Below are 23950 nucleotides of genomic sequence, written 5' to 3'. Positions count from 1 at the left end.
GAACAATTTCCGGCAAAAGGAGGAATGAAAAGAATGAGTTATAGAATTGAGAAAGATTCCATTGGTGAGATCAAAGTGCTTGAGGGGAAATTATGGGGGGCGCAAACACAAAGAAGTATTGAAAACTTTAATATTGGTAGTGATAAAATGCCAATGGAAGTAATTCTGGCATTTGCTATTTTAAAAAAAGCTGCAGCAAAAGTTAATTGTAATTTGCAAAAGATAGATAAAAAGAAGGCAAAAGCAATTATGACAGTTTGTGATGAGATTAGTGCAGGTAAATGGAATGCCCATTTTCCATTAAAGGTATGGCAAACTGGTAGTGGAACGCAAACACATATGAATGTAAATGAAGTAATAGCAAATCGAGCAAACGAATTACTGAAAGAAGCTGGTATAGAAAATATAACTGTTCACCCTAATGATGATGTTAACTATGGGCAAAGTTCAAACGATACATTTCCAACAGCAATGCATATCGCAGCAGTATTAAGCTTAAAGACAAAATTACTTCCATCTATAGAGATTATGAAAAGTACGTTGCAGGAAAAAAGTAATGAATTTAGTAGCGTTGTAAAAATAGGTAGAACCCACTTACAAGATGCTACTCCATTAACTTTAGGGCAAGAGGTGAGCGGCTGGCATCGAATGGTTGAAAAATGTGAAAAAATGATACTGGATTCTATTGAGCCTTTAATGGAACTTGCAATTGGTGGTACCGCAGTTGGTACAGGGGTAAATACGCATCCGTATTTTGATTTATTTATGGTGAAAGAAATATCACGAATCACAGGGTTACCATTCAAAGCATCTGAAAATAAGTTTCAAGCTTTGACTAGTCATAACGAAATCGTTTATTGCCATGGCGCATTAAAAGCACTAGCAGCGGATGCTATGAAAATTGCAAATGACGTTCGGTGGTTAGCTAGCGGACCAAGATGTGGAATTGGTGAAATTTCAATTCCTGCCAATGAACCTGGAAGCTCAATTATGCCGGGAAAAGTGAACCCTACGCAAAGTGAAGCACTAACGATGATTGCAGTACAAATAATGGGGAACGATGCAACGATTGGGTTTGCAGCTAGTCAAGGAAACTTTGAATTAAATGTATTTAAGCCAGTAATAATTTATAATTTCTTGCAGTCTAGTCGTATATTAGCTGATGGAATAACGAATTTTACGACAAGATGTTTAAATGGAATAACCGCGAATGAAAAAACAATCAAAGATTACGTTGATAGTTCTTTAATGCTAGTAACGGCATTGAACCCTTATATTGGTTATGAAAAGGCGGCCGAGGTTGCAAAGTATGCTTTTGAAAATAACATATCTTTAAAAGAAGCAACATTAAAAAAGAAATATTTAAAGGAGGAGCAATTTGATCAAATAATGCAACCTAAAAATATGATAAACCCTCAAGAATAGCCGCTTTTTAAATGAAGCGGCTTATTTTTGTAGTTTTTTAAACTATTTCTTCGTATACTTTATTTGAGGTGTATAATATGGAAATTATGATCGTAATTATTTTTAGTTATTTATTAGGTTCAATTATGTCCGGCTATTTAGTATCAAAAATATTTGCAGGTAAAGACATTAGAGAGATGGGCAGTAAAAATGTTGGTGCACGTAATGCAGGTACTTTATTTGGTAAAAAAGCATTTTTTATTACAGCTATAGGAGATGGGTTAAAAGGCTTAGTTGCAATATTTATTGCAAAAGGACTAGGTTTATCTATAGAGGTACAAGCGGTTGTTCTCCTAGCTGTATTAGTTGGTCACTTATTTCCTATCTTTTTAAAATTTCATGGTGGAAAAGGAATTGCTACATTTATCGGGTCATTTTTAATTTTTGATTTCATTTCCTTTCTGTATTTCCTAGCTGCTTTCGTCTTATTAGCATTACTTTCGAGGAGTGCAACAATTGCTGTTTTGGGTGCATTTTCTCTGCTGCCAATTTTGTACTTCGCAACATACGAAACAACTGCTGTTCCTTTATTAATTACAGTAACGGTTATTCTTCTGTTATGGGCAAGTAGAACAAATATTATTGAGAAATTTGCTGCTAATAGCAGTAGAAAATAAGTCTGAAAAATAAAAATATTTTAATGTTTTTTATAAGAAATATGCTATTCTATAAATAGAAGTAGAATGGGGGATTATATATGAATCCGAAACGGAAAGAAATATGGAGCTGGACAATGTACGATTGGGCGAATTCTGCTTTTGTTACTACAATTATGGCGGCTGTTCTCCCGATTTATTATGCAAACGTTGCTGGTTCAGGTTTAGATAAGGGTGTTGCAACACAATATTGGGGTTATACACAATCAATTGCCGCGCTTTTAATCGTTTTCTTAGCACCAATTTTAGGGGCAATAGCAGATTATTCTAGTTCTAAAATGAAATTTTTAAGATTCTTCGCCTACATGGGTATGATTGCAAGTGTGTTACTTGCATTCGTTGGAGAAGGTGACTATTTATTTGCCTCACTCATTGTCATTATTGGGACAATAGGATTCTCTGGTGGAAATTCATTCTATGACGCGTTTTTACCGGATATTGCAAATAACAATGAAATCGATCGTATTTCCGCAAGAGGTTATGCGTTTGGATATATCGGTGGTGGAATACTACTAGCTATTAACTTAGCAATGATTATGAAATATGAATGGTTTAATATACCAAATGGAACAGTTGCAACGCAAATTTCTTTCGTTACTGTTGGGATTTGGTGGTTTGTATTTTCTATTCCAATGTTTAAAAATGTTAAAGAACGTAAAAATGTAGTTGAGAAAATGAATGGAAGTTACATTTCTATAGGGTTTAAGCGAGTAGCTACAACATTTAAAGATATTAAACAATATAAACAAGTTTTAATCTTTTTAATTGCTTTTTGGCTCTTTAATGATGGTATTTCGACCATTATTAAAATGGCAACTATATATGGTGCTGAGATTGGTATTGGTACTAATGAGTTAATACAAGCGCTATTAATTACACAATTTGTAGGTATACCTTGTGCATTTTTCTTTGGTTGGCTAGCACAAAAAATTAAACCGAAAAGAGCATTATATATTGCTTTATGGATGTATGTTTTCATCGTTATTCTTGGCTATTTTATGACTTCTGCAATTCATTTTTATATTTTAGCGATTTGCGTAGGGTTAGTACAAGGTGGAGCACAAGCTATATCTCGCTCTATTTTTGGTAGTATGACTCCAAAAAACAAACGAGCGGAATTTTTCGGCTTTTACGGTATCTCAGCAAAGTTTTCTGCTGTCTTTGGTCCAGCAGCCTTAGCTTATGTAGGTTATTTAACAGGCTCAAACCGATTAGGTATTTTATTGTTAGTTGTCTTTTTCCTAGCAGGAATCTTTATATTAAGTAAAGTAGATATCGAAAAAGGTAAAGAAGAAGCTATGAATAGTAATTAAAAAGATAATGCTGCGACAAAAATGTTATAAAATTAGAAATAACCGAACTCATTCAGATTTACGATCTAAATGAGTTCGGTTATTCTTTTTACTAATAAGAAAATATAATTATGCTCCGTCAAAATCCATCGCTTTCCACGGGCCTGGCCTCAGCCTCCAATGAAAGCAAACACCGCTTTCGAACACGGGCTTTCCCGTAGGAGTCTCCGCATTTTGACTTCGCCACATTTACTATTATATTATCCAGTTTTAAAGTTCTTCTTTTGCATGAACTCTTTTAGTTTTATCCTAGGCTTTTTTTACGCTGCTGAGCGTTCGCCTCGCTTTTCTTTATTGATCCAGCTGCGGCTCACAGCGACTAGTAACCTTCACACTTTTTATTTACGATAAGTCATCATCAACTCGCTGTGCTCGTTGTGATTCCTTTATCTCAAACAAAGTGCTCCAGGTTTTACGTCGCTGAGCGTTCGCCTCGCTTTTCTTATAAGATACAGTCAGAGAATTTATTTTTAATATCTAAGGATGCATCTTTTCCAGTATCATAGGATATGTTTGCAAGTAACTTTTCAATATCATTATATGAATTTTTATCATCTTCCCAAAAAGAAAGAATTGCAGGAAATAAAAGTTTCCCTTCTATTTCAGCTTTTTCAAAAAGCTCGTAAAAAGATTCTGTGCTTTCCTCGTCTTTAATTGCTGGGTGATACCAAACTTTCTTTTCTTTGTTTAAGTAATCTTTCTCAATAAATTCTTTTTGGTAAGTGAAAGAAGAAACTTTTTCTTTTAAAAGTTTCGTTTTTAAACCGTATGGGTCAAATAATACTTTTAAAGCTTGTTTCATATGTTTATATGAATCTGCAACATAATTGTTAGGCATTTTAATTGCAGTGTCAGTGAAATATTTTTGAATAACTTCCTCTAATAAGTTTACAATAGGTAAATATAAGTACTTTCCAACATCAATCTCTTTATAAACTGGCGTCTTCCAAGTTTCAATATTACGATGTTCTTTCATTAAAATTGTATCAATAATAATTTCTAATTTTTGATGGTCGTTCCCTTTGTAACCAGCTTTATAATGTATATAAGGATGCGTGTTTCTATCTAGTAAATGATGAGTGACAAAGCCTAAAACATAGGCTTTTACTTTATTATCATTTAATATTTTTGCACCTTTAATTAAATCTAATAGAACGGGTCCACAATGTTCATAATGCAGCTTCAAACCAACTTCAGCGACAGGTGTACTTTTCCAAGGTAAATAGTTGTGATAAAAAAATGGATCTGGTCCTTGAGTTCCTAGTTTGAAAAGTTGCATTTCTTCTGTTTCCAATGTTGTATTAGCTTCTTTCAACATCTTTTCGCCATATAAAATATGGGTCCATACATTAGGCATAATAACCAACCTCTCTTAATTGCATATGGTTTATTATAACTTTTTTATGCTTATTTCGTAACTTATAAACAATTTATAAGATACCTCATATACTATTTATATAATAACATGATTGACTTACAGTTCGTTTGTTGGTAATATGACTTTAAAATTTAAATAATTAACGATGAAGGATTTATAGTAGCTGAAATAATTGTTTTCCAAGCGAACTAGGGATGGTGTAAGCCTAGTAAAACAGTTCAGTGAAACGGCAATCTCGAGTTATTCTGATAAAGTGGGTATTTCTTTAAATACCAACTAGGGTGGAACCGCGGGTTACTCTCGTCCCTAGGCTAATAAAGCCTAAGGATGGGAGTTTTTTAGTTTTTTCTATTTACTTAGGTCAATATGAAACGATGAAGGAGAGAATGTAATGACAAAATCGATGGAAGAAATTGTTTCGCATGCTAAACATAGAGGGTTTGTTTTTCCTGGCTCTGAAATATACGGTGGACTTGCAAATACTTGGGATTATGGTCCATTAGGAACTGAACTTAAAAATAATGTTAAGAAAGCATGGTGGAGAAAGTTTGTTCAAGAGTCTCCATACAATGTTGGTTTAGATGCAGCTATCTTAATGAATCCTAAAACTTGGGAAGCTTCAGGTCACTTAGGGAACTTCAATGATCCTATGATTGATTGTAAATCTTGTAAAGCTCGACACCGTGCTGACAAGCTTATCGAAGATGCTTTAGATGAAAAAGGAATTGAAATGATTGTTGATGGACTTCCATTTGAAAAGATGGAAGAGTTAATAAAAGAGCATGATATTGCATGTACTGAATGTGGTAGTAAAGATTTTACAGGAGTTCGTCAATTTAACTTAATGTTTAAAACGCATCAAGGGGTTACTGAATCAAGTACGAATGAAATATACCTTCGTCCGGAAACAGCACAAGGAATATTCGTTAACTTTAAAAATGTTCAACGCACAATGCGTAAAAAGGTTCCATTTGGTATTGCTCAGGTAGGTAAAAGCTTCCGTAACGAGATAACTCCAGGAAATTTCACATTCCGTACTCGTGAATTCGAGCAAATGGAACTTGAATTTTTCTGTAAACCTGGTGAAGAGTTGAAGTGGTATGAATATTGGAAAGATTTTGCGAAAGATTGGCTACTTAATCTTGGAATGAAAGAAGATAACTTAAGACTTCGCGAACATGATGCTGATGAGCTTTCTCATTACAGTAATGCGACTATTGATTTTGAATATAAATTCCCGTTTGGTTGGGGAGAACTTTGGGGTATTGCTTCCAGAACTGACTTCGATTTAAAACGCCATATGGAGCATTCTGGAGATGACTTTGAATACTTTGATCAACAAGCTAATGAACGTTATGTACCTTATTGTATCGAACCATCATTAGGAGCTGACAGAGTAACACTTGCTTACTTAATTGATGCATTCGAAGTAGAAGAGTTAGAAGATGGTTCTAGTAGAACTGTGATGCGTTTCCACCCAGCGTTAGCACCTTATAAAGCAGCGATATTCCCGCTATCTAAAAAACTCTCAGAAGAGGCTGGAGATGTCTTTGCAGAGTTAGCTAAACATTTTATGGTTGATTATGATGATGCTGGTTCAATCGGTAAACGTTACCGCCGTCATGACGAAATTGGAACACCTTATTGTATTACGTATGACTTTGACTCTAAAGAAGATGGTATGGTTACAGTTCGTGACCGTGACACGATGGAACAAAAAAGGATGGCAATTTCAAATTTAAAGAGCTTCTTAGAAGAGAAAACTTCATTTTAATATGAAAAAAGTACAGAGTGAAAGCTCTGTACTTTTTTAGAATATACAAAACAAATATGATGCTAGCCAAAACAGGAATGGAATTGTTAAGCAAGCAAGAAGTGTTGTAATAAATACGCCTACCGTTGCTAAACGATAATCCGCTTTAAATGATTTTGCATACAATGCAATTGTTGGTGCTGATGGTGTTGCTGTTAATATAATTGCGACCATTATAACTTCATATGAGATGTGTAGTAATAAAAATGGGAATAAGAGTAATGGTAATAGTAATAATTTCATAAAAGCAAGCAACCAAAGCGGATAATATCTTAAATAGCAATATAAGTCTGACTTTTTAATATTTCCAAGCAAACTTCCAATGAACAGCATTGATAGTGGAATAGTACACAATCCAATCAGTTGAAATGATTTAGATATCGTGTATGGAAGTGTTAATGGAGTCGTAATAAGAATAAGGCCGATTAAGGTAGCGATTAAGCCTGGATTAAACAGGAGCTTCCATAATGGAAGTTTAACTTTATCTCGGGCAACTAAATAGACGCCATATGTCCAAATCAATATTAAAAAGAATAAATTAAATATAGTGGCGTAGGCAATGCCCTGTTCTTTAAATAAAAGAAAACAAAGTGCGAATCCAATAAACCCTTGGTTTCCAAATATCATCAACGCTTGAAAAACACCACTTCTAGAACTAGACAGTTTTATAGGTTTGACTAAAAAATGTGCAATTATTACTGCTATAGATAATATGAAAACTGACAATAAGATTAACCATAAAAAATCTTTGAAGATATACAAGCTAATTTTATAGTCGAGTGAATGTATGATTAACAGAGGTAATGTAATAAATAATATGATTTGCGTAAAAGCAAAATCAATTTTTTTATTAAATATTCCAAACCACTTTGCACTGAATCCTATAAAAGCAATGAGAAATAAAACAAAAAATTCGTTAAAGATTGAAAAAAAACTTATCATAATTAAAAATCCCTCCCATGTATTCTATTGCAATAGGACAAGAGCGGTGAGGGCTATTTATACACATTTAACAAAAAATAGAGGAGATTTTTCTTTTCTAACCAATTAACTATTTACAAAAAGATAAGTAACCGATAAAATGAAAGCGACAATAAAAAACCAACTAATTATTACTAGGGGTGCCATCTATTTGGCTGAGAGGCAATGTTATTGCTAACCCTCAAAACTCGATCTGGATAATACCAGCGCAAGGAAGTAATAAGTCGATAACGTTTAATACTGCGATAGTCAACTTATACATATTTGCCTGCACTGGATCTATAGTGCAGGTTTTTTATTGTTCAAATATAATTTCAGGGGAGAGATTAAAATGAATAATAGTGTATCAGAAAGAAAATCTAGTAAGTTAACATTAGCCGATATATTAGTAACCGCTGTCATTGCATTAGTGTTTGCAGTTGTTTACGTATTGTGGGCACAATTTTATGCATTCGTAACTCCATTTGGCTTTCATATTAACGAGCTTGTTTATGGTATGTGGTTTATTGCTGCAACTATTGCATTCTTAGTGATTCGTAAGCCGGGTGTAGCAATTATTGCAGAATTAGTAGCTGCTAGTGGAGAGTTTATCCTTGGAAGCCCTTATGGAGTTCCATTATTAATTTATGGTCTAATACAAGGGATTGGAGCAGAACTTGTTTTTGCAGCATTCCGCTATAAACGTTTTTCAGTAATTGTTGTTTCATTAGCTGCAATTGGTGCGACAATTGGGTCACTTGTTGTCGATTACTTCAATGGGTATATCGTAGATTTAGCGTTATGGAATTTATTAATTATGATTGGTGCACGTACACTAGGGGCAATTGTTATTGCTGGTATTTTTGCATATGCTATCGTTAAAGCATTAGAACTTACAGGTGTAACTAATCTAGTTCGCCCAGTAGAGCAAAAAGACTATGAGGCATTAGAAGATTAAAAAGGAGTATCTTATGACATCAAGTTATGGTGTAGATAAATTAAGACTAAAATTTCCAGGGGGAGAATCCTTATTATTTAAGGATTTATCCCTTTGTTTTCGCAAAGGCGAAAAAGTATTAATGCTTGGTCCATCTGGTTGTGGTAAATCGACGTTACTACAAGTCATGGCTGGAATTATTCCAAATTCTATAGAAGTGCCAATGAAAGCTGAGAGTATTAATGTTCCAGAATCTTGGGCTTATGTATTTCAAGATCCGGAAAGTCAATTTTGTATGCCCTTTGTTGATGAAGAAATTGCCTTTGTTCTAGAGAATTTACAAGTTCCTCAACCTGAAATGAAAGAACGTATTGAACAACTGCTCGCTACTGTAAATCTTCGTTTAGAGAACTTGCACACAAATATTCAACATCTTTCTGGGGGAATGAAACAAAGGCTAGCCATTGCATCTGTTTTGGCATTAGACCCAGAAGTTCTTTTTTTAGACGAGCCGACTGCAATGTTAGACCCCGAAGGTACAAAGCAAGTTTGGCAAACACTTAAGGACGTTAGTAAAGATAAAACTGTAATTATTGTTGAGCATAAAATAGATGAAGTTATTGATTTTGTAGACCGAATTATCTTATTTAACAGTAATGGACAGATTATCGCAGATGGTAAAAAAGAGGATGTTTTTGCTAATAATAAAGCGGAACTAATTAGTGGTGGTATTTGGTATCCAGATGTTTGGAATGAATATATAAATAGCAAACAAAAGAGTTATCAGCAAGAAATCCACTTTAATGAGCAGTCTGATTTATTGAAACTTGATGATTTTAAAGGATATAGAGGGAAAGAAATAAAAATAGCTGTTTCCTCTACTTCAGTAAAACCAGGGGAATGGATTACTGTCATCGGGGAAAATGGAGCTGGTAAGAGCACGTTTTTACATGCCTTAATGCAACTCATCAAAACTAGTGGAACGTATGAATTTGCTGAGAAAGTAGTTTCAAAAAGAACTAAACTAACTGAAGAGATGTCCTTTGTCTTTCAGAATCCGGAATATCAGTTTGTTACAAATACAGTTTATGATGAAGTTGCTTTTACCTTAAGAATAGATCAAGTTCCGGAAAAAGTAATAAAGCCAAGGGTGGAGAAAATATTACGTCAATTTCAATTAACGGCGTTTGCAGAAAATCACCCGTACCAATTATCAATTGGGCAAAAAAGAAGGTTAAGTGTCGCAACAGCAATTGTAAAAAATCAAAAAGTATTGTTACTTGATGAACCAACTTTTGGTCAAGATGCAAAAAATACGTTTGAGATTTTAGAACACCTTCAGTTATTGCAAGAAAACGGTACTTCGATTATTATGGTTACCCATGATCTTCATATTGTTGAACACTTTGCAACTAGGGTTTGGCAAATTGAACAAGGAATATTAACTGAAGATTACGAGGTTAGGAAGCGTGAAAGACCTGCGTCACTAGAGGGGAGCGAGCTCTATGTACGATAGTCTCGTTGTTAAAGAAACTTGGATTCATAAAATTAATCCAAGTCTAAAATTAATTTTATTAACTGTAATCTTCCTTACAGTATTATTTATTCATAACCCTAATGTGATGATTAACTTAGCGATCGTCCTATACGCCGTATTTTTCTTTATGACAGGTCATCCAAAAAAACGAATATTGTTATTCAGTATCCCTTTTTTTCTGATTTTCATTTCAACTGCAAGTACGATGATTATGTTTGGAAAAGGTAGCAATGTCTTATTTGAATGGGCATTAGTGAAAGTGAGTGAAGAAAGTTTATTCAGAGGGATTCACATTGGTTTTCGTGCGTTAGTATTCGCGTCATTAAGTCTTTTGTTTGCATTAACAACACGCCCAGTAATGCTCTTTTATTCCTTAATGCAACAATTAAAGGTAAGTCCAAAATATGCTTATGCTTTTATGGCAGCATTGCGATTATTACCTATATTATTCGATGAATTGCAAACGTTAAGGTATGCTTTAAAAGTCCGGGGTGCAGAGAGTGGTAAGGGATTAACTAGCTTTTATTTACGCCTTAAACGCTATACTATTCCGCTATTCTCACAAAGTATTCGTCGTGCACATCGAATAGCGGTAGCAATGGAAGCAAAACGTTTTTCTGCAGCTAAAAATAGAACGTATTATTATATAACAGGCTTTTCTAGGGTGGATTTATACTTTATCACGTTGATGATATTGATCATAATATCTACCTATTATATCGGGTTACAATTTCCATATTTCCAAGTTATTGATGTTCGTCATTAAACTCACAAATCTTTTGTGAGTTTTTTCTTGAAAATAAATAAAGCCAAGTTGACATATGTTCTCTTATTAATTAGAACTTCTCTTTCTTATTGCGTTCTATTATCCTCTCATGTATGCTACTAATTGTATAATAAGTTTAAAGGAGTAGGACGCCAATGAATGAAAATACTAAAAACTACACACCAATCATTGTCATTTTAACAATAGCTATTAATGCATTAGTTGCAATCCTATTTTTCCTCCCAGGGTATGAAGGGAAGACAGGATTTGATGTCACTATCTTACCAATGTTTAATGCAATTTTTAATAGTTTTACATTTGTATTTTTACTAGCTGCACTTTACGCTATTAAAATGAAAAATATTACTTTACACAAACGATTTATTATTGCAGCATTTTCTACAACAGCGTTATTTTTACTATCTTATGTTACTTATCATTACTTAACAGAGTCTACACCTTTTGGTGGAGAAGGATTTATAAGATATGTTTATTTCTTTATTCTTATTTCTCATATTTTATTAGCAATTGTAATCGTACCTCTAGCACTTACGACTGTAGTTCGAGGATTTACGATGCAAGTAGAAAAACATCGCAAAATTGCTCGATGGACTATGCCACTTTGGTTGTATGTAAGCTTAACAGGCGTAATTGTATATTTAATGATTTCACCATATTACTAAACTGTAGTACCTTCACTTTAAGTGGAGGCTTTTTTTTATTGTTCATATAATTTTGCAGAAAAATCTAATATATTTATGGTAAGATAGGCTTACAGTGATTTTACTTCATAGAGGAGAGATAAAATATGAAAAAATTGGTAGTAATGATGACACTTTTATTTATGACAGTTGTATTAATGGCTTGTAATAATCAAGATTCACCCGAAGCTACAGCAGAATTGTACTTAAAATCAATGAAAAAACAAGATATTAAGGCAATGGTTAGTTTGTTAGACCAAGAACATCTACAAGAAATTGCGGATTACTTAGGTACAACAATAGAGGAAATGACGGAAACGGCTGAGGCTAGTAAAAATGATAAAATTCTTCATTCATATGAGATGGGTTCCACTGAAGATGGAGAAGACGGTCGAAAAATCGTAAACGTTACTGTTACAATCGTTGTTGATGGTATGGCTACTGAAAAGGAAGCACAAATTCAACTACTGAAAAGAGACGATAAATGGTGGGTTATTTCAGAAAACCTATAGAAAGTTTATTGTAGCTCTTGTCAATTGGCAGGAGCTATTTCTATGTATAACTAATAATAAGAATAGGTGTGGTATTAAATGAAAAAATTTTATCAAGAAAATATACCTCTAAATGATGAGAACCTCGTTAAGGATAAGCTAGAAACGCTTTTAAATGTAGAAATAAAGTCAACAAGTGATTTAGTCCAATGGTTGCAAGATAAATCAGTTGTCCTTGAAGAAATTGAAGAAACGTTAACTGGACATTATATTGCCTTACAATGTGATAATACAGATCAAGACATTAAGAAGGCTTACCAACATGACTCAGAAGTTATTCAGCCATTAATAAAAAAGTATACAGCGAAGTATGATGAGAAATTTTACAATAGTGAATTTCGCCATGCTTTAGATACTAGTTATTATGAGCAATACATACTAAGTAAAGAAAATGCTATTAATTTATTTAGAGAAGATAATATTCAGCTAGAGGTAGAAGAGGAAAAACTTTCTACGCGTTACTTTGAGATTACGGGAAGCTTAACAGTTAACTGGAATGGTGAAGAAAAAACATTAAGTCAAATGGCAGTTTTTCTAAAAGATAGTGACCGTACTGTGCGTGAGAAAGCCTGGAAATTAGTGCATGAATCGCTTCTTTCTAAAAATAATGAACTAGGCGATATAATGTCAGACTTAATTAAGATTCGTGAGGAAAAAGCCAAAAATGCTGATGTTGCTAATTATAGAGACTTTATGTTTAAAAAATATGAGCGCTTCTCATATACTGCAGAAGATTGTCATGAATTAGCAGCTGCAATTAAAGAACATGTTGTCCCTTTAAAAGAAGCATTAGAAAAAAAACATCAAGCGGAAATAAATGTTTCGAATTATAGACCATGGGACGTACAAGCAGTACCAGAAGGAAAACTGCCACTAAAACCATTTAAAAATGTAGAAGAATTAATTTCTGGAACAGAAACAATGTTAAATAAAATTGATCCTAAGTTCGGCAATTTAATTTCTGAAATGAATAAGCGAGACATGTTAGATTTAGAAAACCGAAAAGGAAAATCACCTGGTGGTTTTTGTGCGCCGCTACCGGTATCTAATCTTTCATTCATCTTTATGAATGCTACAGGAAACCAGTCAGATTTAACAACATTAGTCCATGAAATGGGCCATTGTATTCATAATATGTACAAAGAACAACTGCCGCTTTCTGAATATAAGGATACACCGATGGAGTCTGCAGAGCTAGCGAGTATGACAATGGAGTTATTCTCAATGCATTTATGGGATCAATTTTATGATAATGAAGAAGATTTAAAGCGTGCAAAGAGAGAACAATTAGAAGGCATAATTAAGTTCTTGCCACATGGAGTGGTAATTGACCAGTTCCAACATTGGATGTATGAAAATCCTTCGCATTCGAAAGAGGAAAGGAACGAAAAGTTTTATCAGTTAGCAAAACAGTTCTTCGCAAGTAATACTGACTTCTCAGGATATGAAGATGCACTTGCAAACCGTTGGGTAATGACCCTTCATATTTTTGAAGTTCCGTTCTATTACATTGAATACGTAATAGCTCAGCTTGGTGCAGTACAAATGTACAAACAATTCAAAGAAAACCCAGAAAAAGCTGTTGAAAACTATAAAAAAGCACTTTCTTTAGGAAAGTCAAAATCGTTACCAGAAGTTTATGAAACAGCTGGTATATCCTTTGATTTTTCTGCGAAGATGGTAAAAGAATTAATGGAGTTTATTTCAGAAGAATTGGATGCTTTAAAATAAATCTTATAATGTGGATAGGAGTGCTTATCCCTAAATGTTTTCTTATAAAAAATTCATTATAGGATTTATCATAAGTTTTTATGCCTTAGCTACATTAAGCATAAAACTTATCCCTTTTGATTATCCTACATGGCCTTTATTAAAAGTGCTTCGCTATCAATTAGATCGCCAATTATTGGAGTATGGCCACATATATTTCATACTGCCAATTTCAGTCGTATTAGGTATAGTATTTAGCTTAAAGTTAAATACGAACCTTGATATGGCAAGGTTACTTCTCATTTTTATTTTAATAATTATGTTTGGAGTTACATGGTTTTATTTAGAATTTAGCGATTTCGTCGTTAACAACTATGCATAGAATGAAAGACGCAGGGATACCATCTCCCTGCGTTTTTATCTACTCTTTTATAACTTGCTCATCATGCTTGATATAATTGAATTAAGTTTCCACAAGTATCGTCAAAAACAGCAATTGTTACATCACCAGCTTGCATCGGTTCTTGCTTAAATCTTACTCCTAAACTTTTTAGTCGAATAAATTCTTTGTCCATATCGTCCACTTCAAATGCAGTAATTGGAATACCTGCATCATAAATCTCTTTTTGGTACACTTTAGCCGCAGGGTGCTGATTTGGTTCAAGTAATAATTCTAGATCCTGAGAGCCTTCTTTAGAAACGACAGTTAGCCATTTGTATTCACCTGCAGGTAATTCTGTCTTCTTAATAAATCCTAAAACTTCTGTATAAAATTTCAATGCCTTTTCTTGGTCTTCTACAAATACACTAGTTAATTTAATCCTCAACATAATTCTTCCTTTCCTCTTCCATTATCTATTTACAGTTTAGCATAACTTTTTAACACATCTAATTTTATGCTGCAACATAACACGAATGATTTACACTGATTTTACAAATAGTAGAAACATTAGGAAAGGGGTGGTGGAAGAATGGGTAAAACTAAAAATGCAAATGCAAATGCTATGCGAAATAATAATGCAAAACAAATGCAAAAACGTTCTCAAGACGCAGAATTTGCTTCATATGCGGAAGTAGAAACGAAAAAAATGAGTAATCCTAAAAATAAATAAATTAGTTTGTAAGTATTTGGAACCTCTTTCCTTTCTACAGGAAGAGGTTTTTTCTTATGTATTTCATGTTAAAATAGAAGTTGGAAAATGGGAGAGGGGCGATTAATTTGTCAGAAAAAAAATCTTTATTATTAGTAGATGGGATGGCGCTTTTGTTTAGAGCGTATTTTGCATCTTCATTCAGTGGATACATTATGAAAACTAGTAAAGGGTTGCCAACAAATGCTGTCCATGGATTTGTAAAGTACTTTTGGGATTCGATCGAAACTTTTAATCCAAGTCATGTTATTTGTTGCTGGGACATGGGTAGTAAAACATTCCGCACGGAACAATATACAGAATACAAAGCTAACCGAGATGAAGCGCCAGTCGAGTTAATTCCTCAATTTGATTTAGTTAAAGAAGTTGTTGATAGTTTTAGTGTACCGAATATTGGGGTGGTTGGCTATGAAGCAGACGATTGTATCGGAACAATTGCTAAACAATACGCTTCTGAAGAATTAGAGGTTAAAATCCTTACTGGTGACAAAGATATTCTTCAACTAGTCGACGATAATATAAAAGTAATTATTATGAAAAAAGGCATTGGAAATTATGCGGTTTATGGTCCAGATACACTATTGGAAGAGAAGAACTTAACTCCTGCTCAGTTTATAGACTTAAAAGGTTTAATGGGTGATACGAGTGACAATTATCCTGGTGTAAAAGGTATCGGAGAAAAAACAGCATTAAAGTTACTAGCTGAACACGGTAGTATTGAAGGGATTTTAGAGAATTTATCATCATTATCAGCTGGAATCCGTAAGAAAATTGAAGCAGACCTTGATATGCTTCATTTATCAAGAGACTTAGCTACTATTCGTTGTGACGTACCTTTAGAATGCAATATTGATGAAGCAGAATGGAACATGATACCTGAAGTAGTAAAGTTTAAGTTTGAAGAACTTGAATTTAAGAATTTAATGAAATTAATAGGCTAAGTATCACACGAACTGGAGAACAGTTCGTGTTTTTTTTTAGGGAAGTTAAATCAACAACTATTACACTTCTACGTTTTTAAGATTTCGTGTTCCGTTTCTTAGCTCGGTTTTCCAGTTCTGTCTTAGGTTCATTTTCTATTCCGGCATCTTTACTATGTCCTTGTGGATTTACACTTGATGCTACTGAACCACGGTTATCTTTATTACTTTTATGAGTTGCCAATTCACTCACCTCCATTATTACGTTTTGCAAAACCCCATAAAAATATGTGCATAGAAACTGATTCGCAATAAAACAATATTAATTGAGGTGAGATGATGAATCGTGCGATAGCTACTGCTTTATGTTCAATTGGAATAGCACAAGTATTGAAAATTCCTTTTGCAAAAGACAAGGACGAAGGGATTATTAAAACAATATTTTCAACAGGGGGAATGCCGAGTTCTCATTCGGCTGGAGTTTCTTCTTTAGCGACGTATGTCGGCTTGAAAAAAGGATTTACGTCAGTTGATTTTGCTCTTGCAACAATTTTTGGATTAATTGTTATGTATGATGCACAAGGAATTAGGCGTCATGCTGGTGAAATAGCTATTCAAGTAAATGATTTAGATGAAGAAGTAGAAAAGTTAGCAGGCGACCACCCTGGAGTATTTCACACACGCCGTGAAAAAGAACTAAAAGAAATGCTTGGTCACCAACCTGAAGAGGTTGCTGGAGGAGCTGTACTTGGAGTATTACTAGGAGCAATTAGTGCATCCTTATCAAAATAAAAAAGCAAGCGCTATGCTTGCTTTAATCTTTTTAATTTTTTAATAGCAGGAAGCTCTGCTAATATCATTCCTAAGAAAATGAGGAAACATCCGATGATAGCTGATTTTCCTAATGTCTCACTAGTAAAGAGAAAAGCTGTTAATGCTGCAAATACAGGTTCCATTGCAAAAATGATTCCGACTTTCGTTGGTGTAGTATATTGTTGTGTAGATGTTTGGATAAAGAATGCAAGTGCAGTAGCAAGGAAAGAAGTAATTCCAATTGCTAGCATGACATCTTTGTTCAACAACACTTGTAAGGAAAAAACACTTTTCCAATCTTCAAAAAGTAAAGAACTGGTAAAGCTTAATATGGAAACGGTCGTAATCTGAATGACTGTTAACATTAGTGCCTCATGTTTTTTAGCAAAATATCCTGTATAAATGATGTGCAGTGCAAAGGAAATAGCACAACCTAAAACTAACAAATCGCCAAAAGCAATACCGAATGTATTGATCATAGTTAGTAAGTATAAGCCAATTAAAGCTAAAAATATGCCCACTACAGGAAAGAGTTGTGGCTTTTGCTTAAATAAAATAAGGGAGAATATGGGAACTAATACAACACTTAATCCTGTAATAAATGCAGCTTTAGAAGTTGTCGTATATAATAGTCCAATCGTTTGAAATGCATATCCAGCGAACAATAGTATTCCTAATATGACTCCAGAAGTAATAATCTTTAAGGATACTTTTGCAACCTGTTTTTTTCTATTTATTGAAACAAGCCAAATGATTAAACAAGCTGCAGCAATAAAGAAACGCACTGCATTAAATGCAAGTGGAGGTAACGTATCAATTGCATTTTGAACTAGAACAAAGGTGGTTCCCCAAATAAAAGCAACAAAAAGTAAACTACTATCCGCAAAAAGTGTTTTATTATTCATAGTCACACCTCTTTATTTAAGCGAATAGCTTGCTTCGCTAATTGGTCTGCTTTATTTTGTTTCGTAGGAATCCATTTAATAAAAAATAACTCTATTTTATCTATCATAAGTAAAGCTTTATCTAAATGTATTTTAAATGCTTTGTTTTTTATATATTTATTTTCTACTGCTCGTTCAACAAGTTGAGAATCAGTTTTTATTGAAACTACATTAAATTCATTCTCTATGCAATATTCGAGCGCAATGATCAACGCCAAAAATTCAGCTTCATGGTTACTTACCATTCCAAGAGGCTTTGAAATTTTTTCAACATTACCTTTTGATTTATGAATTGAAATACCAGCTCCAGCTGGCCCTGGATCACCGCTACTTGCACCATCGATGTAAATTTCTATCACTTTTAAATCCCCCTTAAATGCTTCCAACTAATTATACAATGGAAAGCAAGGAAAGGATATTATAGATATTTAACTTTCTTCTTCGTTTGATAAGGTTAATTTAACAGGTGTATTTAATGCAAGACTAGTTTGGCATAACGTCTTCAATTTTTCCCATACGTTATATACTTCAGTATTTTTATAGTTAGTGTTTAAATATATCTCTAACCAAGTACACTCATCTAGAAGCTTTTTAGCAGAACAAAATGAAAGCGTCTTTCCGTCGGCGGTTATTGAGAATGGTTCGGCAAAAGATAAAGGTAATATATAGCCATCTGTTAAGGAATGTTGAATAAGTTGTTTATAAATAGTATTTTTCTTAATTTGAGCATACCACAGGAACAGTCCGTCATTTTTAGCAGCTGCCCTCTTTAAATTTTTAATTTGTTTTTTACCAGATAAAATCATGTTCCCGTGATTTTTGTCCCAATTTATTTGTTCTGTAAATGGCATTAATAGTCCTAGCAGTTGCATTCTAGAATGCATTTCACAATAAAAAGGATCAGTCTTAGTACGATTTATATTTAATGGTTCATAAGATGCTACTATCTTCATGATGAAACTCCTCTCGATATCTTGTCTTACACCTTTCGTTTGAAAAAAAGTGCTTATGTCGGTAAGTTCTAAAGCTACTAAAAATTGTAACTTTGTATTACTTGGAGATGATAATGTGGAAAAACATGACATTCTAATGAAAGTTACTGGAATTTTAGATATGTACTGCGAAGATTGTTTATTATATCACTGTAACAAACAAGAAGAAGGGAAACGACAAGCGCACAGATTTTGTTTACAAAGTTGTACTATAGGAAAAAAACTTCAGAGTTATGGTAAGAAATTAATGTGATAAAAGAACTGGAGGATGAAATATTGAAAGTGTATGTGAATTGGCAATACCAAATGAAAAGAACAAAGAAGACTATTTCATTTCAGTCGGAAACGATGTCCCCAGCAGAAGCACTTTTTCTTTATGAAGACCTTGAAGCAAATGCCCGAACACAATCACTAGAAATTATTGATGAAGACGGTTTTAAAATAATGAAAAAGGAGTTAAAGAAGTATTTAGACTCTATCGTAGATGAGCCACATGATATAATTGCATATTTTGATGGAGGCTTTGACACATCGCAAAATATTGGGTCTGCCGGAATCGTAATTTACTATAAAAAAGGCACAAAAAAATACCGTTTGCGAGAAAATGAGATTATACCTTATATTGACTCCAATAATGAAGCGGAATATGCAGCATTTTGGAGTATGATTAGTGCACTAGAAGAGCTCGGCGTAAATTCAATTCCTGTCACCTTTAAAGGAGATTCTTTAGTTGTCTTAAAACAACTAGAGGGGGAATGGTCATGTCATGATGAAACGTTAAGTAAATGGCTTGATCGTATTGAAGACAAAATTAAAGTATTGAAAATTAGACCTAATTATCAACCTATAAATAGAAATGAAAATAAAGAAGCTGACAAATTAGCTACTCAAGCTTTGAATGACATAAAAGTAAAAAGTGTTATTGAAATTATTGACTAAACGATTCAAAAAGTAAAAATAAAAGACGACAAGTTGTCGTCTTTTATCTTCTAGCTTCATTAATTTGTTCTTCACACTGAGCTAATAACTGTCTTGATTGAGCGAGTAATTCTTCATCAGTGCCTGGACCACTATTGCTTAAGGCATTTAATTGCGCATGAGCATTGTTAACTGCTTCAGTAGCTGCTTGTAGGAGATTATCATCCATAGCCATCGTAGCTTTACCTACCATGTTTTGCGCAGCTTTTAATGACATCTCTAGTTGTTTTACTTCATTGAATGGTTCTGACATAAATTCATCCACCTACCCTTTCATCTTTGTAGGATGACCAATTTTTTGGTATTTATGAATGAATTATGCAATTAGGATTTGTTTATTTAATGGGATAAGTTTTTGAGGACTAAGAGGAGGAAAGAGAGGTATTACTATTTATTATTTTTGTTTTGTTGATATTTCCCATCAACATATCCTTGACCTACGACATATGACATCATTAAACCAATAGCGCTTAAAACTGTTTCTTTTTCAAGGCCAAGTCCATAATAATCATTACATATGATAGTAATAACCCCAGCAACAGTAATAATAAACTTCCTTGAAGATAGCTTTTCTTTTAACAAATCCATCCCATCACCTCCTAGACAAAACTTGTTTCATCATATTTTATGTGACTGTCCTATAAATGGAGAGGGCTGATGTTTATTTATTCGAATATTCTAGTAATTAAATATATAATTAGTTTATTATTTAACTAAGCATAAAAAAGGAGTGTGAGAAATGGGTTCAAGAATAACAATGATTGATGAACATGAAGCAGAAGGAAAGCTTAAAGAATTGTATGAAAACTATGGTAAGAAAGTAGCAAACATATTAAAAGTTCATAGCTTATTTCCTGAGTCATTAGAAACTCATTACAACTACTATAAGACGATTATGTATAAGAAGAGTCCATTAACTAGAGCAGAGCGAGAAATGATCGCAACAGTCGTTTCTGCTGAAAATGAGTGTTTTTACTGAATGGAGCATCATGGGGCGGCGCTCCATATGTTGACGAAAGACAAGGAACTTGTTTTGCAACTGAAGGAAAATTACTTGGAAGCTTCTTTAGATGAAAAAACAAAAGCAATGCTGTCATATGCAGTGCAACTTACTAGACGACCTGCTAGTGTTAAAGATGAACACGTTAATCAGCTACGTAACCACGGCTTTTCTGATCGGGCAATTCTTGATATTTGTCAAATTGCAGCATATTTTAACTTTGTAAACCGAATGGCTGAAGGACTCGGTGTTCAATTAGAGGAAAAATAGCGTAAAAAAAAGGCATTCATACATTGTATGAATGCCTAAACTATAAGTTTTAATTACAGCTTAGTAACGTTAGCTGCTTGTGGTCCGCGGTTACCTTCAACGATTTCGAAAGAAACTTCTTGACCTTCTTCTAATGATTTGAAACCTTCGCCTTGGATAGCTGAGAAGTGTACGAATACGTCGTCTGCACCTTCAACTTCGATGAAGCCAAAACCTTTTTCAGAGTTGAACCATTTTACTTTTCCGTTTAACATAAAGAATTCCTCCTGTGTTTCGTGGTACATTGTACCAAAAGATATTAAAACATTACCATTACCATACAAAAGCGAAGTAAAATCACAGATTAGTCAGAAGACGTAAATCATTTTATTTTAACTGAGCTATGTATTCATTTATAATGTTTCATAAGCATTTTATCTTTTTTGAAAAAAATCGTCAAGAGAAAAGGGTGTCGAATAATGTTTGATCCAACTGTCTTTGAAAACTTAAAAGTTGTTCTTGAAGGGGATGTTTATGACCGTGACCTTTTTCAGGAAATTAAAGTAATAAACAGAAAGGACATCATGGATATGGCTTCGATGTCGAGAACATTTAAAATGTCCTTTTGTACCTACGAAAGACCAGCAAATATAGTTACTATTAAATTATATTCGGGAATTCATGAGTTTGTAGATGAAAAAATTCACTCTAAGGAAGATGTTGGCTGCGATATCTTTATTACTTTTAGGTGGCCAATAAAATATGAAAAAACGTGTGAGGAAATAGAGAAAAAGTTGAAGGAAGTTTGGTTAAATGAACCGAAAATGAGACGAACAATAAGTTACAATTTAGATCATAAGGAACAAATGACGTTAGAGATTACACTTGATTTCAAACGTAAAATAACAGAAGAGCAAATCGATGATTTATCCCCAATGGTTGATTCATGTGTAAGGTCGTTGAATAATTTACAATTAATATAAAAAAAGATGCCTAAAAACAGGCATCAATTTATCCTTCGTAATGTTCATTAGTTTGCCCAGCTAGAATCATCTCATGTTGGGCAGTCCGTACTTGTCTTTGGATTAGTTGGAGTTGGTAACGTTGCTGAGAGTTTGCTGAACGCATCATTGCATCTAAATCTTCATAAGTTTGTTCAAGTTGTAGCTGAGCCTGCGTGAATTCATCCATGTCAGCACCTTGCTGTTGCCTCGCTTTGTCTAATTGTTCTTTAATTGTTTCTAATGTATTTTCTGCACTTTTAATATGTTCGTCAATATCTGTTCGATTTGCCATTGGATGATCCTCCTTTAAAGTACTGTCATAGTTAATATGGTCAACAGATGAAAATGTATGTAATGTTTGGTTAAAATAGTAGTAAGAAATGTGTTGGAGGTAAAAAATGGAGCCGAAAAATGATATTGAAATTGCTCAATCTGCTATATTAGCTAACATAAGTGAACTAGCATCAAATCTTCACTTAAATGAAAACGATTGGGAGCCATATGGAAAATACATAGCCAAGTTAAATACTGAAAGCTCTTCAAATAAGCAAGGTAACTTAATACTAGTTACTGCAATAAACCCAACACCAGCTGGTGAAGGAAAAACGACTGTAACAATTGGCTTAGGGCAAGCCTTAAACCGTATAAATAAGAATGCGGTAGTTACATTACGTGAGCCATCACTTGGGCCTACTTTAGGTATGAAAGGTGGTGCCACAGGTGGTGGATATAGTCAGGTACTACCAATGGAAGACATTAATCTTCATTTTACAGGCGATATCCATGCTATAACTACAGCTAATAATGCTCTTGCAGCCTTATTAGACAATCATATTCACCATGGGAATGAACTAAATATAGACCCACGCCGAGTAATAATAAACCGCGTTGTTGACTTAAACGACCGTTCGTTAAGAAATGTAACAATTGGTTTAGGTGGTCCTTTCAACGGTATACCACGAGAAGACAAGTTTGACATCACTGTTGCCTCCGAAATTATGGCTATATTATGTTTAGCTACAAGCTTAGAAGATTTAAAAGATCGACTTTCTAAAATGGTCATAGCCTATAACTATCAAAAAGAACCTATTACAGTCAGGGATTTAAACGTAGAAGGTGCGCTCACTGTTTTGCTTAAGAAAGCATTGCATCCTAATTTGGTACAAACAATTGAAAACACTCCAGCAATAGTCCATGGTGGTCCTTTTGCTAATATCGCACACGGATGTTGTAGTTTAATTGCAACGAAAACCGCTTTAGGGTTGTCTGATTACGTCATTACTGAAGCTGGTTTTGGAGCAGACCTTGGAGCGGAAAAGTTCTTTAATCTCAAATGTAGAATTGGAGAATTGAAACCTAGAGCAGTCGTTATAGTAGCAACTACTAGAGCACTTAAAATGCACGGTGGTGTCGGGAAAACCGAACTTTTAGAAGAAGATATTACTGCCGTAGAAAAAGGTATAGAAAACTTAGAAAAGCATATTCAGACCATCCAAACATTTGGTCTTCCTGTTATTGTAGCGATAAACCGCTTTGCAACTGATTCAAAAGCAGAACTGGAATATATAATTAAATGGTGTGAAAAGAAAGAAGTAGATGTGTCATTAACGGAAGTTTGGGAGCATGGTGGAAAAGGAGGCATCGATTTAGCGGAAAAAGTAGTCAACATTTGTGAGGAAAAGGAAAGTGATTTTTCTTTTCTATACAGTAATGATGAAACAATCGAAGAAAAAGTTGCATCTATAGCTAAAAAGGTTTATGGTGCTAAAGATGTAGTATTTTCAAAAAAGGCAAGAAATCAAATTAACTTATTCCAACAATACAAATGGGACAAACTTCCTGTTTGTATCGCTAAAACGCAATATTCTTTGTCAGATGATCCTTCATTGTTAGGACGTCCAAAGGATTTTTCGATTACAATTAATGAGTTAAAACCGTCAATTGGTGCAGGTTTCATTGTTGCATTAGCAGGGAATATATTAACAATGCCAGGGTTACCTAAAAATCCTGCAGCTTTAAATATTGATATTGATGATAATGGCAATACAAAAGGTTTATTTTAAAGAAGAGAGGT

At 33.8% G+C, this 23950-nt stretch carries 30 protein-coding genes, 1 riboswitch and 1 other annotated feature; of the genes, 19 read left to right on the top strand and 11 right to left on the bottom strand.

Annotation, left to right across the window (positions count from 1 at the left end; translation table 11 throughout):
* The first annotated feature begins 33 nt into the window (after positions 1 to 33).
* The 3 genes from fumC to CIB95_RS08390 all read left to right on the top strand — a co-directional run bounded on the left by fumC (position 34) and on the right by CIB95_RS08390 (position 3433).
* Positions 34 to 1425 (top strand): class II fumarate hydratase, encoded by a 1392-nt coding sequence (gene fumC, locus CIB95_RS08400; protein ID WP_094924143.1) that lies wholly within the window; start codon positions 34 to 36, stop codon positions 1423 to 1425.
* Between the two features lie 77 nt (positions 1426 to 1502).
* Positions 1503 to 2081 (top strand): glycerol-3-phosphate acyltransferase, encoded by a 579-nt coding sequence (locus CIB95_RS08395; protein WP_094924142.1) that lies wholly within the window; start codon positions 1503 to 1505, stop codon positions 2079 to 2081.
* 80 nt (positions 2082 to 2161) lie between these two features.
* Positions 2162 to 3433 (top strand): MFS transporter, encoded by a 1272-nt coding sequence (locus CIB95_RS08390; protein WP_094924140.1) that lies wholly within the window; start codon positions 2162 to 2164, stop codon positions 3431 to 3433.
* Between the two features lie 481 nt (positions 3434 to 3914).
* On the opposite strand, the gene CIB95_RS08385 is transcribed toward CIB95_RS08390, so the two are convergent.
* The gene (locus CIB95_RS08385) at positions 3915 to 4829 is read right to left on the bottom strand and encodes a zinc dependent phospholipase C family protein (RefSeq protein WP_094924138.1); all 915 of its coding nucleotides are present in this window, start codon (positions 4827 to 4829) and stop codon (positions 3915 to 3917) included.
* Between the two features lie 157 nt (positions 4830 to 4986).
* Positions 4987 to 5161 (top strand) — a binding site (T-box leader).
* Between the two features lie 80 nt (positions 5162 to 5241).
* On the opposite strand from CIB95_RS08385, the gene CIB95_RS08380 reads away from it, so the two are divergent.
* The gene (locus tag CIB95_RS08380; protein WP_094924136.1) at positions 5242 to 6624 is read left to right on the top strand and encodes a glycine--tRNA ligase; all 1383 of its coding nucleotides are present in this window, start codon (positions 5242 to 5244) and stop codon (positions 6622 to 6624) included.
* Positions 6625 to 6660: 36 nt separating this feature from the next.
* Here the strand turns inward: CIB95_RS08380 and CIB95_RS08375 are convergent, their stop codons facing one another.
* Positions 6661 to 7605: an AEC family transporter gene (locus CIB95_RS08375; protein WP_094924134.1), complete on the bottom strand. Its 945-nt coding sequence runs from the start codon at positions 7603 to 7605 to the stop codon at positions 6661 to 6663.
* A 165-nt stretch (positions 7606 to 7770) separates the two neighbouring features.
* Positions 7771 to 7876, top strand: a riboswitch (TPP riboswitch).
* 99 nt (positions 7877 to 7975) lie between these two features.
* On the opposite strand from CIB95_RS08375, the gene CIB95_RS08370 reads away from it, so the two are divergent.
* The 7 genes from CIB95_RS08370 to CIB95_RS08340 all read left to right on the top strand — a co-directional run bounded on the left by CIB95_RS08370 (position 7976) and on the right by CIB95_RS08340 (position 14207).
* Positions 7976 to 8581, top strand: a complete 606-nt coding sequence (locus tag CIB95_RS08370; RefSeq protein ID WP_094924132.1) for an ECF transporter S component — start codon at positions 7976 to 7978, stop codon at positions 8579 to 8581.
* A 13-nt stretch (positions 8582 to 8594) separates the two neighbouring features.
* Positions 8595 to 10076 (top strand): ABC transporter ATP-binding protein, encoded by a 1482-nt coding sequence (locus tag CIB95_RS08365; RefSeq protein WP_094924130.1) that lies wholly within the window; start codon positions 8595 to 8597, stop codon positions 10074 to 10076.
* Positions 10066 to 10863 carry an energy-coupling factor transporter transmembrane component T family protein gene (locus CIB95_RS08360; RefSeq protein WP_094924128.1) on the top strand — a complete coding sequence of 266 codons (798 nt, stop codon included), beginning with the start codon at positions 10066 to 10068 and terminating at the stop codon, positions 10861 to 10863. The genes CIB95_RS08365 and CIB95_RS08360 overlap by 11 nt, the downstream gene beginning before the upstream one ends.
* A gap of 155 nt (positions 10864 to 11018) precedes the next feature.
* Positions 11019 to 11546 carry a DUF420 domain-containing protein gene (locus CIB95_RS08355; RefSeq protein ID WP_094924126.1) on the top strand — a complete coding sequence of 176 codons (528 nt, stop codon included), beginning with the start codon at positions 11019 to 11021 and terminating at the stop codon, positions 11544 to 11546.
* Positions 11547 to 11671: 125 nt separating this feature from the next.
* Complete coding sequence (locus CIB95_RS08350) at positions 11672 to 12076, top strand: DUF4878 domain-containing protein (RefSeq protein WP_094924124.1); 405 nt, start codon at positions 11672 to 11674, stop codon at positions 12074 to 12076.
* 78 nt (positions 12077 to 12154) lie between these two features.
* Positions 12155 to 13846 (top strand): M3 family oligoendopeptidase, encoded by a 1692-nt coding sequence (locus tag CIB95_RS08345; RefSeq protein ID WP_094924122.1) that lies wholly within the window; start codon positions 12155 to 12157, stop codon positions 13844 to 13846.
* Between the two features lie 34 nt (positions 13847 to 13880).
* Positions 13881 to 14207: a hypothetical protein gene (locus CIB95_RS08340; RefSeq protein ID WP_094924120.1), complete on the top strand. Its 327-nt coding sequence runs from the start codon at positions 13881 to 13883 to the stop codon at positions 14205 to 14207.
* A gap of 61 nt (positions 14208 to 14268) precedes the next feature.
* On the opposite strand, the gene CIB95_RS08335 is transcribed toward CIB95_RS08340, so the two are convergent.
* Positions 14269 to 14652: a VOC family protein gene (locus CIB95_RS08335; protein WP_094924118.1), complete on the bottom strand. Its 384-nt coding sequence runs from the start codon at positions 14650 to 14652 to the stop codon at positions 14269 to 14271.
* Positions 14653 to 14796: 144 nt separating this feature from the next.
* On the opposite strand from CIB95_RS08335, the gene CIB95_RS16340 reads away from it, so the two are divergent.
* Positions 14797 to 14937 (top strand): hypothetical protein, encoded by a 141-nt coding sequence (locus CIB95_RS16340; RefSeq protein ID WP_094924116.1) that lies wholly within the window; start codon positions 14797 to 14799, stop codon positions 14935 to 14937.
* Between the two features lie 107 nt (positions 14938 to 15044).
* Positions 15045 to 15917 carry a 5'-3' exonuclease gene (locus CIB95_RS08325; RefSeq protein WP_269844980.1) on the top strand — a complete coding sequence of 291 codons (873 nt, stop codon included), beginning with the start codon at positions 15045 to 15047 and terminating at the stop codon, positions 15915 to 15917.
* 76 nt (positions 15918 to 15993) lie between these two features.
* Here CIB95_RS08325 and sspL read toward each other — a convergent pair whose 3' ends face one another.
* Positions 15994 to 16149: a small, acid-soluble spore protein L gene (gene sspL / locus CIB95_RS08320; protein WP_408607205.1), complete on the bottom strand. Its 156-nt coding sequence runs from the start codon at positions 16147 to 16149 to the stop codon at positions 15994 to 15996.
* 86 nt (positions 16150 to 16235) lie between these two features.
* On the opposite strand from sspL, the gene CIB95_RS08315 reads away from it, so the two are divergent.
* Complete coding sequence (locus tag CIB95_RS08315; RefSeq protein ID WP_094924113.1) at positions 16236 to 16688, top strand: divergent PAP2 family protein; 453 nt, start codon at positions 16236 to 16238, stop codon at positions 16686 to 16688.
* An 11-nt stretch (positions 16689 to 16699) separates the two neighbouring features.
* On the opposite strand, the gene CIB95_RS08310 is transcribed toward CIB95_RS08315, so the two are convergent.
* From CIB95_RS08310 to CIB95_RS08300, 3 genes are all read right to left on the bottom strand, one after another.
* Complete coding sequence (locus CIB95_RS08310) at positions 16700 to 17614, bottom strand: DMT family transporter (RefSeq protein WP_094924111.1); 915 nt, start codon at positions 17612 to 17614, stop codon at positions 16700 to 16702.
* A gap of 2 nt (positions 17615 to 17616) precedes the next feature.
* On the bottom strand, positions 17617 to 18012 hold the full coding sequence (locus CIB95_RS08305; protein WP_094924109.1) for a reverse transcriptase-like protein: 396 nt from the start codon (positions 18010 to 18012) through the stop codon (positions 17617 to 17619).
* Positions 18013 to 18081: 69 nt separating this feature from the next.
* Entirely contained in the window at positions 18082 to 18606 is a 525-nt protein-coding gene (locus CIB95_RS08300; RefSeq protein WP_094924107.1) for a hypothetical protein, read from the bottom strand.
* A 55-nt stretch (positions 18607 to 18661) separates the two neighbouring features.
* On the opposite strand from CIB95_RS08300, the gene CIB95_RS16500 reads away from it, so the two are divergent.
* Together CIB95_RS16500 and CIB95_RS08290 are read left to right on the top strand one after the other, a co-directional pair.
* The gene (locus CIB95_RS16500) at positions 18662 to 18898 is read left to right on the top strand and encodes a zinc-finger domain-containing protein (RefSeq protein ID WP_269844979.1); all 237 of its coding nucleotides are present in this window, start codon (positions 18662 to 18664) and stop codon (positions 18896 to 18898) included.
* 29 nt (positions 18899 to 18927) lie between these two features.
* On the top strand, positions 18928 to 19584 hold the full coding sequence (locus tag CIB95_RS08290; RefSeq protein ID WP_233144091.1) for a reverse transcriptase-like protein: 657 nt from the start codon (positions 18928 to 18930) through the stop codon (positions 19582 to 19584).
* 43 nt (positions 19585 to 19627) lie between these two features.
* Here the strand turns inward: CIB95_RS08290 and CIB95_RS08285 are convergent, their stop codons facing one another.
* Both CIB95_RS08285 and CIB95_RS08280 read right to left on the bottom strand, forming a co-directional pair.
* Positions 19628 to 19876 (bottom strand): DUF2564 family protein, encoded by a 249-nt coding sequence (locus tag CIB95_RS08285; protein WP_094924102.1) that lies wholly within the window; start codon positions 19874 to 19876, stop codon positions 19628 to 19630.
* 134 nt (positions 19877 to 20010) lie between these two features.
* Positions 20011 to 20211: a hypothetical protein gene (locus CIB95_RS08280; RefSeq protein WP_094924100.1), complete on the bottom strand. Its 201-nt coding sequence runs from the start codon at positions 20209 to 20211 to the stop codon at positions 20011 to 20013.
* A gap of 151 nt (positions 20212 to 20362) precedes the next feature.
* Between CIB95_RS08280 and CIB95_RS16565 the strand changes: the two genes are divergently transcribed.
* Positions 20363 to 20893 carry a peroxidase-related enzyme gene (locus CIB95_RS16565; RefSeq protein ID WP_332893191.1) on the top strand — a complete coding sequence of 177 codons (531 nt, stop codon included), beginning with the start codon at positions 20363 to 20365 and terminating at the stop codon, positions 20891 to 20893.
* A 53-nt stretch (positions 20894 to 20946) separates the two neighbouring features.
* Here CIB95_RS16565 and cspD read toward each other — a convergent pair whose 3' ends face one another.
* The gene (gene cspD, locus CIB95_RS08265) at positions 20947 to 21147 is read right to left on the bottom strand and encodes a cold-shock protein CspD (RefSeq protein WP_094924096.1); all 201 of its coding nucleotides are present in this window, start codon (positions 21145 to 21147) and stop codon (positions 20947 to 20949) included.
* Between the two features lie 204 nt (positions 21148 to 21351).
* On the opposite strand from cspD, the gene CIB95_RS08260 reads away from it, so the two are divergent.
* Complete coding sequence (locus tag CIB95_RS08260; RefSeq protein ID WP_094924094.1) at positions 21352 to 21855, top strand: hypothetical protein; 504 nt, start codon at positions 21352 to 21354, stop codon at positions 21853 to 21855.
* 28 nt (positions 21856 to 21883) lie between these two features.
* Here the strand turns inward: CIB95_RS08260 and CIB95_RS08255 are convergent, their stop codons facing one another.
* Positions 21884 to 22168, bottom strand: coding sequence for a DUF2524 family protein (locus CIB95_RS08255; protein WP_094924092.1), 285 nt, complete (start codon positions 22166 to 22168; stop codon positions 21884 to 21886).
* A gap of 106 nt (positions 22169 to 22274) precedes the next feature.
* Here CIB95_RS08255 and CIB95_RS08250 point away from each other — a divergent pair, with 106 nt between their 5' ends.
* Complete coding sequence (locus CIB95_RS08250) at positions 22275 to 23939, top strand: formate--tetrahydrofolate ligase (RefSeq protein ID WP_094924090.1); 1665 nt, start codon at positions 22275 to 22277, stop codon at positions 23937 to 23939.
* Positions 23940 to 23950 lie beyond the last annotated feature (11 nt).

It is taken from the genome of Lottiidibacillus patelloidae, from assembly GCF_002262935.1.
Classification (GTDB): Bacteria; Bacillota; Bacilli; order Bacillales; family SA5d-4; genus Lottiidibacillus; species Lottiidibacillus patelloidae.
The sequence above is the reverse complement of the archived record's forward strand: the minus strand, read 5'-3'. Positions and strand labels throughout refer to the sequence as shown.